Below are 15,076 nucleotides of genomic sequence, written 5' to 3'. Positions count from 1 at the left end.
CGCGTACAGTGTGCTTGTGAGCACCCGACCAAGCACCTCCCCCTCCTCCTCGGGCTCCGCTTCGGCCCACGGCTCCGGGTCCGACGGCCGCCGCTCGGCCGCCGCGGCCCGACGCCGCGCCCGCGAGGCGGACATCGTCGCCGCCACCCGCAGGCTCTTCGACGAGCGCGGGGTGAGCGACGCCCAGATCGAGGACATCGCCAAGGCAGTCGGCATCAACCGCGCGATCGTCTACCGGCACTTCACCGGCAAGGACGAGATCTTCGCGCTGACCCTGGTCGGCTACCTCGACGAGCTCCGCGAGCGGATGCTGACCGCGACCGAGGGCGACAGCGCCCCCACCGACGTGGTCCGCGACGTCGTCGGCACCTTCGTCGACTACGGCATCGAACATCCCGCCTTCGTCGACTGCGCCCAGACCCTCATGCGCCGCAGCGGCTCCGACCTGCTCGACGAGCTCTCCGAGAGCGCCCTGTTCCGCCTGGGCCGGGCGATGAACGGCTGCCTCACCATCCTCACCACCGTCTTCGAGGACGGCGCCGCCTCCGGCGAGCTCCACGTCAAGGACGCCAACCTGCTCGCCAACACCCTCTACGCCTCCGGCCTCGGCGCCCTCCAGCTCGCCCGCGTCGGCATCCTCGTCTCGGAGTCCGCCCCCGGCGTACCCACCGTCGGCTCCGTCTCCCCCGACCAGGTCCGCGACTTCCTCGTCACCTCCGCCCTGGCCCTCACCGCCAAATAGCGCCGAGCCGTCACATACGTCGGCCGAAACGTCACGTACGACGGTCGAGACGTCAGTTGCGTCGGTCGAGACGTCAGTTGTGGGCGCCGAGATTGCAGTTGCGGGCGCCGAAACTCGAACTTCGTCGACCACAACTACATTCTCGGCCGCCACTTCTGCCGATTCGGCGGGCTAGCAACGGCCGAGGCGTCACGTACGCCGGCCGAGTTGGCAGTCGGGTGCCAACTCGGCCGACGGGAGTGACGTCTCGGCCGACGCGGGTGACGCCTCGGCTGATTCGGGTCGCCTCGGCGCGAGGGTTACTTCTCGAGGATGGCGACTACGCCCTGGCCGCCGGCGGCGCAGACGGAGATGAGGCCGCGGCCTGAGCCCTTCTCGTCGAGCAGCTTGGCGAGGTTGTTGATGATCCGGCCGCCGGTGGCGGCGAAGGGGTGGCCGGCGGCGAGGCTGGAGCCCTTGACGTTGAGCTTCTCCCGCGGGACGGTGCCGAGCGGGGCGTCGAGGCCGAGCTTGTCCTTGCAGAAGTCCGGGGACTCCCAGGCGGCGAGGGTGGAGAGGACCTGCGACGCGAACGCCTCGTGGATCTCGAAGAAGTCGAAGTCGTCGAAGGTCAGGCCGTTGCGGGCGAGCAGGCGCGGGACGGCGTAGGCGGGAGCCATCAGCAGGCCCTCGCCGCCGGCGACGTAGTCGACAGCGGCGACCTCGGCATCGACGAAGTAGGCCAGGACCGGCAGGTTCTTGGCGGCGGCCCACTCCTCGCTCGCGAAGAGCACGGCGGAGGCGCCGTCGGTCAGCGGCGTCGAGTTGCCGGCCGTCATGGTCGGGTTCTCACCCTTGACCCCGAAGACGGGCTTGAGCGTCGCGAGCTTCTCCACGGTCGAGCCCGGGCGCAGGTTGTTGTCCTTCTCCAGACCGCGGAACGGGGTGATCTGGTCGTCGAACCAGCCGGCCTCGTACGCGGCGGCGAGCTTCTGGTGGGAGGCGGCGGCCAGCTCGTCCTGGGCCTCGCGGGTGATGCCCCACTCCTGAGCGGTCAACGCGGCGTGCTCACCCATCGAGAGCTTGGTGCGCGGCTCGACGTTGGCCGGGATGTTGGGGATGACGTCGGCGGGGCGGAGCTTGGCGAAGGCCTTGACGCGGTCGATGTTGGTCTTGGCGCGGTTGGCCTCGAGCAGCACCTTGCGGAGCTTCTCGCCCAGCGCGATCGGCGCGTCGGAGGTGGTGTCGGTGCCGCCTGCGATGCCGGAGTCGAGCTGGCCGAGCGCGATCTTGTTGGCGATGTAGGTCGCGGCCTGGAGGCCGGTGCCGCAGGCCTGCTGCAGGTCGACGGCGGCCGTCTCGGGGGCAAGCTTGGAGCCGAGCACCGACTCGCGGGTCAGGTTGAAGTCGCGCGAGTGCTTGAGCACCGCGCCGGAGGCGACCTCACCGATGCGCTCGCCGCCGAGGCCGAAGCGAGCGGCGAGCCCGTCGAGGACGGCGGTGAACATCTCCTGGTTGGACGCGGTCGCGTACGCACCGTTGGAGCGGGCGAAAGGAATACGGTTGCCGCCCACGATGGCGACACGACGAGTGGTGGTCATGAGTTCATCCTTGTCTGATGAAGCGCTTTGGAGAAGGGTATGTCAGGGAGATCACGAAAAGTGGACACCGAGTTACACGCCTAGTTACAACTGGTCAGTAACATACCAACGTACGCCTCAGAGACCACGTCCAGAAGGATCAGAGAGACCATGAGCGACAAGTACCAGAGCTTCACCCAGTCGACGATCGGCAAGGTCCTCGTCAAGAACCTCGGGCTGCCGAGCCCCGCCAAGCTCGAGCGGTACGCAGCCGGTGCCCCGCTCGTGAAGGGCACCGTCCTCGTCGGCGGACGTGGTCGTCTGGCGGAGTCGCTGGGCGGACTCCTCGGCGAGCTGGACGTCACCTCGACCGAGACGGCGACGGCCGGCACCCGGTTCAAGGGGCTCGTCTTCGACGCCACCGGCCTCACCTCGACCGCCGACCTGGTCGCGCTGCAGGAGTTCTTCACCCCGGTGCTGCGCAGCCTGGAGAACAACCCGCGCGTGGTCGTGATCGGCACCCCGCCCGAGCAGCTCAAGGGCGCAGAGCGGGTCGCCCAGCGCGCGCTGGAGGGCTTCACCCGCAGCCTCGGCAAGGAGATCGGCAAGGGCGGCACCGTCCAGCTCGTCTACGTCGCCGAGGGCTTCGAGGGCTCGCTGCTCTCCACGCTGGCCTTCCTGCTCTCCCCGAAGAGCGCCTACGTCTCCGGCCAGGTCGTGCGGATCGGCACCAAGAACGCCTCCCCCGCCGCCGAGCAGGTGGACCCGAAGAAGCCGCTGACCGGCAAGGTCGCGCTCGTCACGGGCGCCGCGCGCGGCATCGGCGAGGAGATCGCCAAGGTCCTGCAGCGCGACGGCGCGACTGTCGTCGGTCTCGACATCCCGCCGGCCGAGGACGACCTGAAGAAGGTCACCCCCGACTACATCACCGCCGACATCACCTCCGCGGACGCGCCGGCCACGATCGCCGCCTACCTCCAGGAGAAGTTCGGCGGCGTCGACATCGTCGTGCACAACGCCGGCGTCACCCTCGACAAGAAGCTGGCCAACCAGAAGGCCGACCGCTTCGGCAAGGTGCTCGAGATCAACATCACCGCACCGGAGCGGATCACCGCCGAGCTGCTCGAGCAGAAGCTGGTCCGGCCAAACGGCCGCATCATCGGCGTCTCCTCGATCGCCGGCATCGCCGGCAACCTCGGCCAGACCTCCTACGGCGCCTCGAAGGCCGCCGTCATCGGCTTCGTCGACTCGCTGGCCGAGGAGCTTCCCGACGGGATCACCATCAACGCGGTCGCGCCGGGCTTCATCATCACCCAGATGACCGCGGCGGTGCCGTTCGCGACGCGTGAGGTCGGGCAGCGGCTCAACGCGATGGCCCAGGGCGGCCTGCCAGTCGACGTCGCCGAGACCATCGCCTGGTACGCCTCGCCGGCCTCCACCGGCGTCAACGGCAACGTCGTGCGGGTCTGCGGCCAGATGATGCTGGGGGCCTGATGAGCACGCCCAAGACCGAACCCAGCTTCACCGGCAGGTCCGGTCCCGCCCTGCTCGTCCGGGCGGCACTGCCGGCCATCCCGGGCATCAACGCGCTCCCGGGGATCAAGAAGACCGGCGTCGCCTACGAGGAGCTCAGCCTCACCCGCGAGCCGGTCGCCCTCGAGCGGAAGGCCGTCGACGCGTACGCCGAGCTGTGCGGCTTCCCGATCAAGGACACCGTGCCGCTACCCTACCCACACATGCTGGCCTTCCCGCTGCACATGGCGCTGATGTCCTCGCCCGACTTCCCCTCGCCCGCGATGGGGATGGTCCACATCGAGAACTCGATCAGCGGCTACCGCCCGATCTCGGTCGGCGAGGCAGTCGCGGTCACCGCGACCGTGGGCCAGCCCGAGCCACACCCGGTCGGCAAGGCGTACCGGTTCCTGACCGTCGCCACCGTCGAGGGCGAGGTCGTGTGGGAGTCCACCTCGACGTACCTCGTCCGCGGGAAGCGCAACTCCGACGTCTCCTGGCTGGGTCCGACTCCGGGCCGAGATCTCATCGAAGTGGACCCGTCCGGGCCGGTCTTCCCGCTCAAGGCCGACCTGGGCCGGCGCTACGCCAAGGTCGCCGGCGACTACAACCCGATCCACCTCTACCCGCTGACCGCGAAGGCACTCGGCTTCAAGCGGCAGATCGCGCACGGGATGTGGACCAAGGCGCGCTGCATCGCAGCGCTGGAGAACCGGCTGAGCGATGCCGTACGCGTGGACGTGGCGTTCAAGAAGCCGGTCTTCCTGCCCTCCTCGGTCGCGTTCGGGTCGCTCAAGCACCTCGACGGCTACGACTTCTCACTCCACAAGCGCGGCTCGGACACGCTCCACCTGGTGGGGCGCACCACCACTCTGTGACTTCGGGGGCCGCCACGATTAACCCGTGGCGGCCCTGGTCTCGCAGGTGAGACGGTGCTCGCATGCCTGCCCCGCTTCAGCTCCCGCCGCGATACACCGAGCGGCCGTTGACACTCGCCGATGCCGCCGCCGTGACCCGCCTGATGGCGGCGAACGAGCTGGCCACCGTGGGCGAGATCCTCATCGAGGAGGCCGACATCGTCGCGGAGTGGCAGCGGCCTTCCTTCGACGTCGGTGCGGCCACGGTCGGCGTGTTCGGACCCGACACCGCGCTGGTGGGCTACGCGGAGTGCTCAGGCGGCGCCCGTGCCGACGCGGCAGTCCACCCCGAGCACTGGGATCGCGGGATCGGCACCGCCCTGGCCGGCTGGATCAGCGCCCGCGCGGCCGAGCTCGGGGAACCGGTCATCGGCATGCCGGTCCCCCAGGGCTCGCCCGGCGACCGGCTGCTGGAGTCCCTGGACTGGTTCCCACGCTGGGAGTCCTGGGTGCTGGCGCTGCCGCCGGACGCGGCGATTCCCGTGCGGGAGCTGCCCGAGGCGTACGCCATCCGGGCTGCCACGCCGCAGGACCACGAGCAGGTGTGGACCGTGATCGAGGACGCCTTCCTGGAGTGGTCCGAGCGCGAGCGGGAACCCTACGCAGACTGGGTCGCCACGACCATCGAGCGGCCGGGCGCCGAGCCGTGGAACGTCCGCGTGGTGACCGGCGCGGACGGTGCCGTGGTCGCCGCCGCGGTGCTGGTGATGACCGAGGACGGCCGGGAGGGGTACGTCAGCAGGCTGGCCACCCGCAAGGACCAGCGCAACCGCGGCCTGGCCCAGGCGCTCCTCGCCGACGCGTTCGGCGTCGCCCGCGCCCACGGAGCGACGCGCGCGACCCTGTCGACGGACTCCCGCACAGGCGCACTCGACCTCTATCTCCACGTCGGCATGGAGGTCGAGTCCACCTGGGTCCACCGGGCGACCCGGCCCTGATCCCACTTCGACGCCCTGCCCTCGGCTACCATCTTGCGTCCAGGAGGTGGACAGACATGTCCGACGTACTGATCCGGGGTCTCTCGGATGACGAGCTCGCGCGCATCGACACCGAGGCGACGCGGCTCGGGCTCACCCGCAACGAGTATCTCCGCCGATGGTTCACGCCCGACGCTCTGCGTCCGCTGCCACCGGCGCGACCCGTGGCCGGCGGCGACTTCGCGAAGTTCGCCCCGCTCGCCGACCGGGGTCTGATGCGTGACGCATGGTCGTGAGGCGACCCTGGCTGATGCACCGGTCGGCACTCGCCCGGATGTCCACCAGCCCCGACGCTGAGAAGTGGTCCCGCCTGATCGAGCTGGGACAAGTACGCATCACCACCACCACACTGCTCGAGATCGGCCACCTGGCCCGCTCGGAGCGGGAATGGTCCGATCTCGTCGAGGACGTGCCGGTGATCCACATGCCGCTCGCGACCCTCACGCCGCGTACCGAGGCACGAGCGCTGGAGATCCAGCGCATCGTGCTGCGCGACGGCCGCCACCGGGCGCCGTCGGTGCCGGACCTGCTGGTTGCCGCGGTCGCCGAGGAGGCCGATCTGACCGTGCTCCACGCCGACAACGACGTCGACCTCATCACCCGCACGACCGGCCAGCCGGTCGAGCGGCTGCGCGCCTGAGGCTCAGAAGAGCTCGCGGACCTTCTCGATCGGCCGGGCGAGCACACCGCGGTCGCCCTTGAGGACGACCGGGCGCTGCAGCAGGGCGGGGTGCTCGACCATCAGCGCGACCAGCTCGTCCTCGGAGAGGTCGCGGTTGGCCAGGTCGAGCTCCTTGAAGACCGGCTCCCGTTTCCGCAGCACGTCACGAGCGCTCAGGCCGGTCTTGGCGAGGATGTCCTTGACCTCCTCGGTGCGCAGGCCGAGCACGTGGTAGTCGACCTTCTCGAAGTCGACGCCCTCCTCCTCGAGGAGAACGAACAGGTTCCGACACGTCGTGCAGGTCGGCTTCTCGTACACGGTGATCTGGTCCACGGCGCCACCTTAGCCCGCGGGTCGGGTGCGCTATCGCGGCAGGCAACCAGGGTGTGCGATAGTGCGCCAGCCTATCTCTAGGGACAGCGACAGAGAAGCGGCGCCGGCCCCGAGCAGAGCTCAGCCGCGAGGCGGGCGGATGAGGCCCTCCTGCGCGACCGTGGCCGCCAGGATGCCGTCGGCGGTGAAGACCCGGCCGATGGACAGGCCGCGGCCGCCGTAGGCCGAGGGGCTCTCCTGGTCGTAGAGCCACCACTCGTCGGCGCGGAAGGGGCGGTGGAACCAGATGGTGTGGTCGAGCGAGGCCATCTGGATGCCCATGTGGTCCAGCGAGTGGGCCGCCAGGGAGGCGCCGAGCAGCGAGATGTCGGAGGCCCAGGTGAAGGCACCGCGCTGGATGTCGGGATCGTCGGGGAGCGAGGCGCCCAGCCGGATCCAGAGGCGCTGCTGCGCGGGACGGGTCGGGTCGGGCTCGATGCCGAGCAGCGAGTTGCCGACGGCACGCACCTCGACCGCCTCCCACTCACGCGCCAGCGAGACGGCCTCGGGGCTGCCGGAGTCGGCCATCATCTTCAGGAAGTCGATGCACTTCTCGGGCGCCGGGACCGACGGCATCGCGTCCTGGTGCTCGAAGCCCGTCTCCTCACGCTGGAAGTTGGCGGTGAGGTAGTAGATGTCGCGCCCCTTCTGGCGCGCCCGGACCCGCCTGGTCTCGAAGGAGCGCCCGTCGCGGATCCGCTCGACGTCGTAGACGATCGGGTAGGACGGGTCGCCCGGCAGCAGGAAGTAGGAGTGCATCGAGTGCACCGTGAAGGCCGGGTCGGCCGACCGCACCGCGGCCATCAGCGCCTGAGCGGCCACCTGGCCGCCGTAGGCGCGACCGCGCGAGTTGCGGGTCGTGGTGGCACCGTGGAAGAGGTCCTTGTCGATCTCGACCAGGTCGAGCACGCCTACCAGCTCTGCCACTGCCTGATCCGCCGCTACGGCGTCGGTCGTCATGCGTTGAGTTTCTCTCAATCCTTCTCAGGGTTGTCATCGGGGTCGGGACCGTTCAGCCCGGCCAGGAACTGCTCGAACTGCTCACCGAGCTCGTCACCGGTCGGCAGCGGCTCGTCGGGCGCCAGGAGCGAGCGTCCGGACTCCTCGCCGCGCTGGAAGGTGTCGTACTGCTGCTCGAGAGCGGCCACGACCTCCCGCACCTCGGCATTGTCCTCGATGTAGGAGGCGATCTCCTCCTCGCGGCGCTGCGCCTCGGCCTCCAGGTCGGAGACCGGGATCGTCAGCCGGGCCGCGCGCTCCAGCTCCTCGACGAGCACGACCGCCGCGGCCGGGTAGTCGCTCTGGGCCAGATAGTGCGGCATGTGCACCACGAAGCCGCCGGCCGGATGGCCCCACTCCCCCAGGCGTACCTCCACCAGGGCCTGGGCGGAGGCCGGGATGCGGATCTCGCCCTTCCACTGGCTCTCCCAGACCTGGCCGGCGAGCTCCTGCGCCGGGTCGTTGGCGTGCCTGGTCGTGGTCAGCGGGCGGGTGTGCGGCACCGCCATCGGCACCGAGGCGAGCGAGATCACCTCGGTCACGCCGAGGCGCTCGATGACCTCGCGTACGGCGCCGGCGAACGCCTCCCAGCGGTTGTCCGGCTCGGGGCCGTGCAGCAGGAGGTAGGGGTTGTCACCGGTGTCCTTGAGCAGCCGGACGACCAGCCGCGGCGCGTCGAAGGACTCGTAGTGGTCGCTGACGAACGAGATCGCCGGGCGGCGAGCCCGGTAGTCGTGGAGCTCGTCGACGTCGAAGGTCGCCACCACCGGCGCTCGCCTCGAGGTCTGGATCAGATGGGCCGCGGCCCGCTCGGCGGCCTTGCCCGCGTCGAGGAAGCCGTCCAGGACGACCACCAGCGGCAGCTGGTCACCTCCGGCAAGGATGATCTCCTCGGGCAGGTCGTCGACGATGTGCACCAGTCGTGATCCGGCCATCGGTGTCTCCTCCCGTTGCGTACGGCCCTCGCGGACCTCGTCGTCGCTCGCCTCGCCAGGGATCGCGACCCTGGGGCTCAACCTTCTCAATACACGCTTCCACATGACGACAGCGCAGCATCCTGGACGCCCCAGTTATTCCCAAGCCGACGCGCGGAGACCGGCGATCTACCCTGCGACAGCCGGTGTGACCTCCCCCTCGGTGCGGCCGTTGTTACTAGCGGGTAATGTAGTCGGCGGGCACCACCCGTGCCCGCACCTCAGCACCACCTAGTAGGAGTGACACGGTGACCCGACAGCTGCGAGAAGTCGTCTTCGTCGACGGCGTACGCACACCTTTCGGCAAGGCCAAGGGCCAGTACGCCGAGACCCGCGCAGACGACCTGGTCGTCAAGCTCATCCGTGAGCTCACGCGCCGCAACCCCGAGCTTCCCCCCGAGCGGATCGACGAGGTCGCCATCGCCGCGACCACGCAGATCGGCGACCAGGGCCTGACGATCGGCCGCACCGCAGGCCTGCTCGCCGGGCTCCCGCAGTCCGTCCCCGGCTACGCGATCGACCGGATGTGCGCCGGCGCGATGACCGCCGTCACCACGACCGCCGGCGGCATCGCCTTCGGTGCCTACGACGTCGTCATCGCCGGCGGTGTCGAGCACATGGGCCGCCACCCGATGGGTGAGGGCGTCGACCCCAACCCGCGGATCATCTCCGAGAAGCTCGTCGACCCCTCGGCGCTCGTCATGGGCAACACCGCCGAGAACGTCCACGACCGCTACCCGGCGATCACCAAGGAGCGCACCGACGCATTCGCCGTCCGCTCCCAGGAGCTGGCGGCCAAGGCGTACGCCGACGGCAAGATCCAGCCCGACCTGGTCCCCGTCGCCACCCGCTCCGCCGAGAACGGCTGGGGCCTGGCCACCACCGACGAGCCGATGCGTCCCGGCACCACCACCGAGGACCTGGCCAAGCTGAAGACCCCGTTCCGCCCACACGGCCGCGTGACCGCGGGCAACGCGGCGGGCATCAACGACGGCGCGACCGCCTCGCTGCTGGCCTCCGAGGACGTCGCCCGCGAGCTCGGCCTGCCGATCAAGATGCGGCTGGTGTCGTACGCCTTCGCCGGCGTCGCCCCCGAGGTCATGGCCGTCGGCCCGATCCCCTCGACCGAGAAGGCGCTGGCCAAGGCCGGTCTCACGATCGACGACATCGAGGCCTTCGAGGTCAACGAGGCGTTCGCGATCCAGGTGCTCGCGTTCCTGGACCACTTCGGCATCGCCGAGGACGACGAGCGTGTGAACCCCTACGGCGGCGCGATCGCGTTCGGCCACCCGCTGGCCTCCTCCGGTGTGCGGCTGATGATCCAGCTCGCGCGCCAGTTCGAGGAGCGCCCCGAGGTCCGCTACGGCCTCACCACCATGTGCATCGGCCTGGGTATGGGCGGCACGGTCATCTGGGAGAACCCGAACTGGACTGGGGAGTCGAAGTGACTGACATCAACACGCTTCTCGCTGATGTCGAGAAGCTCTTCTCCGACGACGAGGTCGTGACCGCGGCCAAGCTGGCGAAGGTCAACCTGCCCTCCGGCAAGGTCCTCGGCCTGGTCACCCTCGACAACGGCCACGACCACACCCGGCCGAACACGTTCGGGCCGAAGTCGCTGGTCGAGCTCAACACGGCGTACGACGCGGCCCTGGCCGACCCCGAGATCGACGCGATCGCGGTGACCGGCAAGCCGTTCATCCTCGCGGCCGGTGCCGACCTGACCTCGCTGCAGGCGGGCGGACCCGACGGGATCCGTACGATCGCCGAGCTCGGTCACGCGGTCTTCCGCAAGCTTGGCGACGGTGCCGACGGCGTCAAGAAGCCGTCCTTCGGCTTCATCAACGGGCTCGCGCTCGGTGGTGGCCTCGAGGTCGCGCTGCACGCCGACTACCGCACGATCCAGGACTCGGTGCCGGCCGTCGGCCTGCCCGAGGTCATGCTCGGTCTGATCCCGGGCTGGGGCGGTGGCTACCTGCTGCCGAACCTGATCGGTCCGGCCAAGGCCGCCAAGGTCTTCATCGAGAACCCGCTCAACAACGGCAAGGTGCTCAAGGGCACCGAGGCCTTCGACCTCGGCATCGCGGACGCGATGTTCGGTGGCGCCGACTACCTCGAGCAGTCGCTGCTCTGGGCCGACGGCGTCCTGTCCGGTGACGTCACGGTCAACCGTGAGGAGATCGACCGGGGCGAGGCCTGGGACGAGGCCGCCAAGAACGCCGGCTTCTTCGCCTGGGCCAAGACCGGCGACGCCTCCCCGGCCGCCAAGAAGGCCGTCGAGCTGCTCACCCTGGCCAAGACCGCGACCCGCGACGAGGGCTTCGCGGCCGAGGACGACGCGCTCGTGGCGATGTCGAAGACCCCGCAGCTGCTCGCCTCGCTCTACTCCTTCGACCTGGTGCAGAAGCGCGCCAAGCGTCCCGCCGGCGCGCCCGACAAGGCGCTCGCGCAGAAGGTCACCAAGGTCGGCATCATCGGTGCCGGGCTGATGGCCTCGCAGTTCGCGCTGCTCTTCGTCCAGCGTCTCAAGGTGCCGGTCGTCATGGTCGACCTGGACCAGGAGCGTGCCGACAAGGGCGTGGCGTACGTCCACGCCGAGCTCGACAAGAAGCTCGCCAAGGGCCGCGCCTCGCAGGACGCGACCAACCGCCTCAAGGCACTCGTGACGTCGTCGATCGACTACGCGGAGGCCTTCTCCGACGCCGACTTCATCATCGAGGCCGTCTTCGAGGAGATGGGCGTCAAGAAGACGGTCTTCGCCAACGCCGAGGCCGTCGCGCCGGAGACCGCGGTCTTCGCCACGAACACCTCGAGCCTCTCGATCACGGAGATGGCGGCCGACCTGAAGAACCCCGAGCGGGTCGTGGGCTTCCACTTCTTCAACCCGGTCGCGGTGATGCCTCTGCTGGAGATCATCCGCGGCGAGAAGACCTCGGACGCGGCCCTGGCCACGGCGTTCTCCGTCTCGAAGTCGCTGAAGAAGACCTCGATCCTGGTCAAGGACAGCCCGTCCTTCATCGTGAACCGGCTCCTGGGCCGCTTCATGGGCGAGGTCTCCAAGGTCGCCGACGAGGGCACCCCGATCGACGTCGTCGAGTCCGCCTTCGCCGGGGTGGCGCCGATGGGCCCGTTCGCGCTGATCGGCCTGGTCGGTCCGGCGATCGCTTACCACAACAACGAGACGCTCGCGAAGGCGTTCCCCGACCGGTTCCACCTCTCCGAGAACCTCCACCGGGTCGTCGAGGCCAAGAAGAGCTCCTTCTTCGGTCCCGACGGGCGCACCCTCGACCCCGAGGTCGAGGCGCTGCTCGTCTCCGGCGACGTGGTCAAGACCGCCGAGGAGGCCCGCCAGCAGGCCCTGGAGGCCATCGCCGACGAGATCGGCCGGATGCTCGAGGAGGGCGTCGCCCAGGCCGCCGAGGACATCGACCTGGCGATGATCACCGGTGCCGGCTTCCAGTTCTGGAACGGCGGCATCACCCAGCTCCTCGACCGCGAGGGCATCTCCGAGAAGGTCACCGGCAAGAAGTTCCACTGACCGTAGCAAGTCCGCCCCCGACCGATCTGATCGGTCGGGGGCGGTCCCATGCTGGGCCGGGGTCAGGCCCGGACGTACCTCAGCAGGGACTCAGGCCTTGTCGGTGGCCACCTTGCCGCCTCCGACCGCCGTCTCCGGCGTGCCCATGTTCTGCCGCGTGCGGGGTCGCTGCTGGCGACCCGAGGCCTGCGCCGAGCCGCGCCGGCCCTCGATCTTCTTGCGGATCTGTTCGTCCGCCGCTCTGAGGTCGAACGGCGCCGACATCTGCTCAGGTGACCAACGGAACTCGGCCACGAGGTCGTCATAGAGCATTGAATCCCCCGAGTGCTGTGTGGTGACGATACCGAGGGCCCTCGTCGCCCCCGACAGACCCCACTCTAAGCCCAGAACGATCGATCTTCGCCAGGGGCTCGACCAGAGAGACCGACCCCGTAGGGTCAAAATTCGGCCTTTCGGGGCGTCAGAGGCTGACGTCCCGGGGCAGCGGGCTGGGGGTCAGGGCGCCCAGGCGCTCGATGGTGTCGAGCGCGACCGCCTGGGGGGTCAGGCCGATGCTCTCCAGGATCTTGGGCCGCTTGGCGTGGTCGAGGAACTCCTGCGGGATGCCGTGGATCTTCACCGGGGTGCGTACGTCGGCGGCGGTCAGCGCCTGCAGGAAGGACGCGCCGACACCGCCGGCGACGCCGTTGTCCTCGATGGTGACGACCAGGCTGTGGTCGGCGGCCGCCTCGATGAGAGCCGGGTCGATCGGCTTGACCCAGCGGGGGTCGGCGACGGTGACGCCGATGCCCTGGGCGGTGAGCCGCTCGGCGACGCCCACGGCGACCTCGGCCATGGAGCCGACGCCGACGACCAGGACGTCCTTGGTGCCGTTGCGCACAAGCACGTCGGCCTCGCCGAGCTTGGCGATCGTGGGGATGTCCTCCGGCGGCGGGCCCTTCGGGAAGCGTACGACGGTGGGCGCGTCGTCGACCTCGACGGCCTCGTCGAGGAGCTCGTTGAGGCGAGCGATGTCGCGCGGCGCGGCCAGTCGGAGCCCGGGGACGACCTGGAGGAGCGACATGTCCCACATGCCGTTGTGGGAGGCGCCGTCGTCGCCGGTCACCCCGGAGCGGTCGAGGACGAACGTCACCCCGGCCCGGTGCAGGGCGCAGTCCATCAGCACCTGGTCGAAGGCACGGTTGAGGAAGGTCGCGTAGACCGCGAAGACCGGGTGCAGGCCGCCCATCGCCAGGCCGGCGGCCGAGGTGGCGGCGTGCTGCTCGGCGATGCCGACGTCGAAGGTGCGCTCGGGGAACCTGGCCTGGAACGTGTCGAGGCCGACCGGGTGCATCATCGCCGCGGTGATCGCGACGATGTCCTGGCGGCTCTCCCCCAGCCGCACAATCGCGTCGGAGAAGTGGTCGGTCCAGATCCGGCCCTTGGGCTTCTCGGCGCCGGTCTGGACGTCGAAGGGGCCCGGCGAGTGGAACTGGTCGGCCTCGTGGCGCTCGGCGGGGTCGTAGCCGTAGCCCTTGCGGGTGATCGCATGCACGATCACCGGGCCGCCGAACCGCTTGGCCGAGGTCAGCGCCTGCTCGACGGCGTGACGGTCGTGGCCGTCGACGGGGCCGACGTACTTCAGGCCGAGGTCCTCGAACAGGCCCTGGGGCGCGACCGCGTCCTTGAGCCCCTTCTTCACCGCGTGCAGCGCGTCGTAGGCCATCGCGCCGATCCCGGGCACCGCGTTGAGGCGGCGCTTGACCATGTCGAGGACCAGCTCGTAGCGCGGGTTGGTCCGCAGCGCCGTCAGCGCCGTGGCCAGGCCACCGATGGTCGGGGTGTAGGAGCGGCCGTTGTCGTTGACCACGATGACCAGCTTGGAGTCGTGCTGGATCGCGATGTTGTTGAGCGCTTCCCAGGCCATCCCGCCGGTCAGCGCGCCGTCGCCGATCACCGCGACGACGTGGCGGTCCTCGCCGCGGATCGTGTAGGCCTTGGCGAGGCCGTCGGCGTAGGAGAGCGCGGTGGAGGCGTGGGAGTTCTCGACCACGTCGTGGTCGGACTCGGACTGGCTCGGGTAGCCGCTCATCCCGCCCTCGCGGCGCAGCGTGCCGAAGTCGCCGGCCCGGCCGGTGACGAGCTTGTGGACGTAGGACTGGTGACCGGTGTCGAAGACGATCTTGTCGCGAGGGCTGTCGAAGACCCGATGCATGGCCAGGGTCAGCTCGACCACGCCGAGGTTCGGCCCCAGGTGGCCGGTGTTGGTGGCCACCGTTCGGATCATCAGGTCCCGGATCTCGCTCGCGAGGAGCTCGAGCTGGTCGTCGGAGAGATCACGAAGATCCTGCGGCGCGGCGATGCGTTCGAGGAGACCCATGGCCCGGATTCTACTTCTCGACCCTGAGCTCCACCGACTCGGATAGCGCCGCGTGCTGTGGCGATCCGAGGAAGGGCGTCAGCCCGATCCGGGCCGAGTCGCTGAGGTCCAGGTCAGGCGCCTTCGCAGGGTCGACGAAGACGATCTGTCGGCCCTCGTGGCAGACGATGTCGGCATCGGTGAGGTCGACGCCGGCTGCGTACAGGTGGATCTTGTCGTCGGTCCCGGTCTCGGGGTGGCGCAGGTCCTGGACGGTGACCAGCTCCAGGTCGGCAGGGCTCAGCCGGACCTCCGTCTCCTCCTCGAGCTCGCGCACCGCGCCGGCCAGCGGGTCCTCCCCCGGCTCCAGGTGGCCGCCGCAGAAGGCCCACTTCTCCGGCGCGATCACGGGGCGCTCGTCGCGCTCCTGGAGCAGCACCCAGCCACGACGGTCGACAAGGATCACAGCGGCGAACTCGGTCATGAG

The 15,076-nt window shown here is 69.7% G+C and carries 15 protein-coding genes; 8 read left to right on the top strand and 7 right to left on the bottom strand.

Annotated elements, in window-relative coordinates; genetic code table 11:
- The first annotated feature begins 16 nt into the window (after nt 1–16).
- Nucleotides 17–742, top strand: coding sequence for a TetR/AcrR family transcriptional regulator (locus OH802_RS18450; RefSeq protein WP_406020833.1), 726 nt, complete (start codon nt 17–19; stop codon nt 740–742).
- A 299-nt stretch (nt 743–1,041) separates the two neighbouring features.
- On the opposite strand, the gene OH802_RS18445 is transcribed toward OH802_RS18450, so the two are convergent.
- Nucleotides 1,042–2,322, bottom strand: coding sequence for an acetyl-CoA C-acetyltransferase (locus tag OH802_RS18445; RefSeq protein ID WP_406020831.1), 1,281 nt, complete (start codon nt 2,320–2,322; stop codon nt 1,042–1,044).
- Between the two features lie 150 nt (nt 2,323–2,472).
- On the opposite strand from OH802_RS18445, the gene OH802_RS18440 reads away from it, so the two are divergent.
- The 5 genes from OH802_RS18440 to OH802_RS18420 all read left to right on the top strand — a co-directional run bounded on the left by OH802_RS18440 (nt 2,473) and on the right by OH802_RS18420 (nt 6,347).
- Entirely contained in the window at nt 2,473–3,795 is a 1,323-nt protein-coding gene (locus OH802_RS18440; RefSeq protein WP_406020829.1) for a 3-oxoacyl-ACP reductase, read from the top strand.
- Nucleotides 3,795–4,691: a MaoC family dehydratase gene (locus OH802_RS18435; protein ID WP_406020827.1), complete on the top strand. Its 897-nt coding sequence runs from the start codon at nt 3,795–3,797 to the stop codon at nt 4,689–4,691. Before OH802_RS18440 ends, OH802_RS18435 begins: the two co-directional genes overlap by 1 nt.
- Nucleotides 4,692–4,753: 62 nt before the next feature.
- The gene (locus OH802_RS18430) at nt 4,754–5,668 is read left to right on the top strand and encodes a GNAT family N-acetyltransferase (RefSeq protein WP_406020825.1); all 915 of its coding nucleotides are present in this window, start codon (nt 4,754–4,756) and stop codon (nt 5,666–5,668) included.
- 56 nt (nt 5,669–5,724) lie between these two features.
- Nucleotides 5,725–5,943 carry a hypothetical protein gene (locus OH802_RS18425; protein WP_091041496.1) on the top strand — a complete coding sequence of 73 codons (219 nt, stop codon included), beginning with the start codon at nt 5,725–5,727 and terminating at the stop codon, nt 5,941–5,943.
- A gap of 14 nt (nt 5,944–5,957) precedes the next feature.
- On the top strand, nt 5,958–6,347 hold the full coding sequence (locus tag OH802_RS18420) for a PIN domain-containing protein (RefSeq protein ID WP_400463373.1): 390 nt from the start codon (nt 5,958–5,960) through the stop codon (nt 6,345–6,347).
- 3 nt (nt 6,348–6,350) lie between these two features.
- On the opposite strand, the gene OH802_RS18415 is transcribed toward OH802_RS18420, so the two are convergent.
- The 3 genes from OH802_RS18415 to OH802_RS18405 form a co-directional block, all read right to left on the bottom strand.
- Complete coding sequence (locus tag OH802_RS18415; protein ID WP_406020822.1) at nt 6,351–6,701, bottom strand: arsenate reductase family protein; 351 nt, start codon at nt 6,699–6,701, stop codon at nt 6,351–6,353.
- 120 nt (nt 6,702–6,821) lie between these two features.
- Nucleotides 6,822–7,700: an acyl-CoA thioesterase gene (locus OH802_RS18410; RefSeq protein ID WP_406020820.1), complete on the bottom strand. Its 879-nt coding sequence runs from the start codon at nt 7,698–7,700 to the stop codon at nt 6,822–6,824.
- A gap of 14 nt (nt 7,701–7,714) precedes the next feature.
- Nucleotides 7,715–8,674, bottom strand: a complete 960-nt coding sequence (locus OH802_RS18405; RefSeq protein WP_406020818.1) for a proteasome assembly chaperone family protein — start codon at nt 8,672–8,674, stop codon at nt 7,715–7,717.
- 287 nt (nt 8,675–8,961) lie between these two features.
- On the opposite strand from OH802_RS18405, the gene OH802_RS18400 reads away from it, so the two are divergent.
- A complete protein-coding gene (locus tag OH802_RS18400; protein WP_350658645.1) occupies nt 8,962–10,161 on the top strand; it encodes an acetyl-CoA C-acyltransferase in 1,200 nt (399 codons plus the stop codon).
- Entirely contained in the window at nt 10,158–12,251 is a 2,094-nt protein-coding gene (locus OH802_RS18395; RefSeq protein ID WP_406020816.1) for a 3-hydroxyacyl-CoA dehydrogenase NAD-binding domain-containing protein, read from the top strand. The genes OH802_RS18400 and OH802_RS18395 overlap by 4 nt, the downstream gene beginning before the upstream one ends.
- A gap of 90 nt (nt 12,252–12,341) precedes the next feature.
- Here OH802_RS18395 and OH802_RS18390 read toward each other — a convergent pair whose 3' ends face one another.
- The 3 genes from OH802_RS18390 to OH802_RS18380 all read right to left on the bottom strand — a co-directional run bounded on the left by OH802_RS18390 (nt 12,342) and on the right by OH802_RS18380 (nt 15,073).
- Nucleotides 12,342–12,563: a hypothetical protein gene (locus tag OH802_RS18390; RefSeq protein WP_406020814.1), complete on the bottom strand. Its 222-nt coding sequence runs from the start codon at nt 12,561–12,563 to the stop codon at nt 12,342–12,344.
- Nucleotides 12,564–12,711: 148 nt separating this feature from the next.
- Nucleotides 12,712–14,610, bottom strand: coding sequence for a 1-deoxy-D-xylulose-5-phosphate synthase (dxs, locus tag OH802_RS18385; protein WP_406020812.1), 1,899 nt, complete (start codon nt 14,608–14,610; stop codon nt 12,712–12,714).
- 10 nt (nt 14,611–14,620) lie between these two features.
- Nucleotides 14,621–15,073, bottom strand: coding sequence for an NUDIX hydrolase (locus OH802_RS18380; protein WP_406020810.1), 453 nt, complete (start codon nt 15,071–15,073; stop codon nt 14,621–14,623).
- Nucleotides 15,074–15,076 lie beyond the last annotated feature (3 nt).

This window comes from Nocardioides sp. NBC_00850 (assembly GCF_045207335.1).
Taxonomy (GTDB): Bacteria; Actinomycetota; Actinomycetes; order Propionibacteriales; family Nocardioidaceae; genus Nocardioides.
This window is presented reverse-complemented; position numbering and strand designations above follow the sequence as displayed.

Excerpts from the sequence above, each read along its gene's own strand:
- OH802_RS18445 (WP_406020831.1), bottom strand. The coding sequence starts at position 2,322 with ATGACCACCACTCGTCGTGTCGCCATCGTGGGCGGCAACCGTATTCCT.
- OH802_RS18440 (WP_406020829.1), top strand. The coding sequence starts at position 2,473 with ATGAGCGACAAGTACCAGAGCTTCACCCAGTCGACGATCGGCAAGGTC.
- OH802_RS18435 (WP_406020827.1), top strand. The coding sequence starts at position 3,795 with ATGAGCACGCCCAAGACCGAACCCAGCTTCACCGGCAGGTCCGGTCCC.
- OH802_RS18430 (WP_406020825.1), top strand. The coding sequence starts at position 4,754 with ATGCCTGCCCCGCTTCAGCTCCCGCCGCGATACACCGAGCGGCCGTTG.
- OH802_RS18425 (WP_091041496.1), top strand. The coding sequence starts at position 5,725 with ATGTCCGACGTACTGATCCGGGGTCTCTCGGATGACGAGCTCGCGCGC.
- OH802_RS18420 (WP_400463373.1), top strand. The coding sequence starts at position 5,958 with ATGCACCGGTCGGCACTCGCCCGGATGTCCACCAGCCCCGACGCTGAG.
- OH802_RS18410 (WP_406020820.1), bottom strand. The coding sequence starts at position 7,700 with ATGACGACCGACGCCGTAGCGGCGGATCAGGCAGTGGCAGAGCTGGTA.
- OH802_RS18405 (WP_406020818.1), bottom strand. The coding sequence starts at position 8,674 with ATGGCCGGATCACGACTGGTGCACATCGTCGACGACCTGCCCGAGGAG.
- OH802_RS18390 (WP_406020814.1), bottom strand. The coding sequence starts at position 12,563 with ATGCTCTATGACGACCTCGTGGCCGAGTTCCGTTGGTCACCTGAGCAG.
- dxs (WP_406020812.1), bottom strand. The coding sequence starts at position 14,610 with ATGGGTCTCCTCGAACGCATCGCCGCGCCGCAGGATCTTCGTGATCTC.
- OH802_RS18380 (WP_406020810.1), bottom strand. The coding sequence starts at position 15,073 with ATGACCGAGTTCGCCGCTGTGATCCTTGTCGACCGTCGTGGCTGGGTG.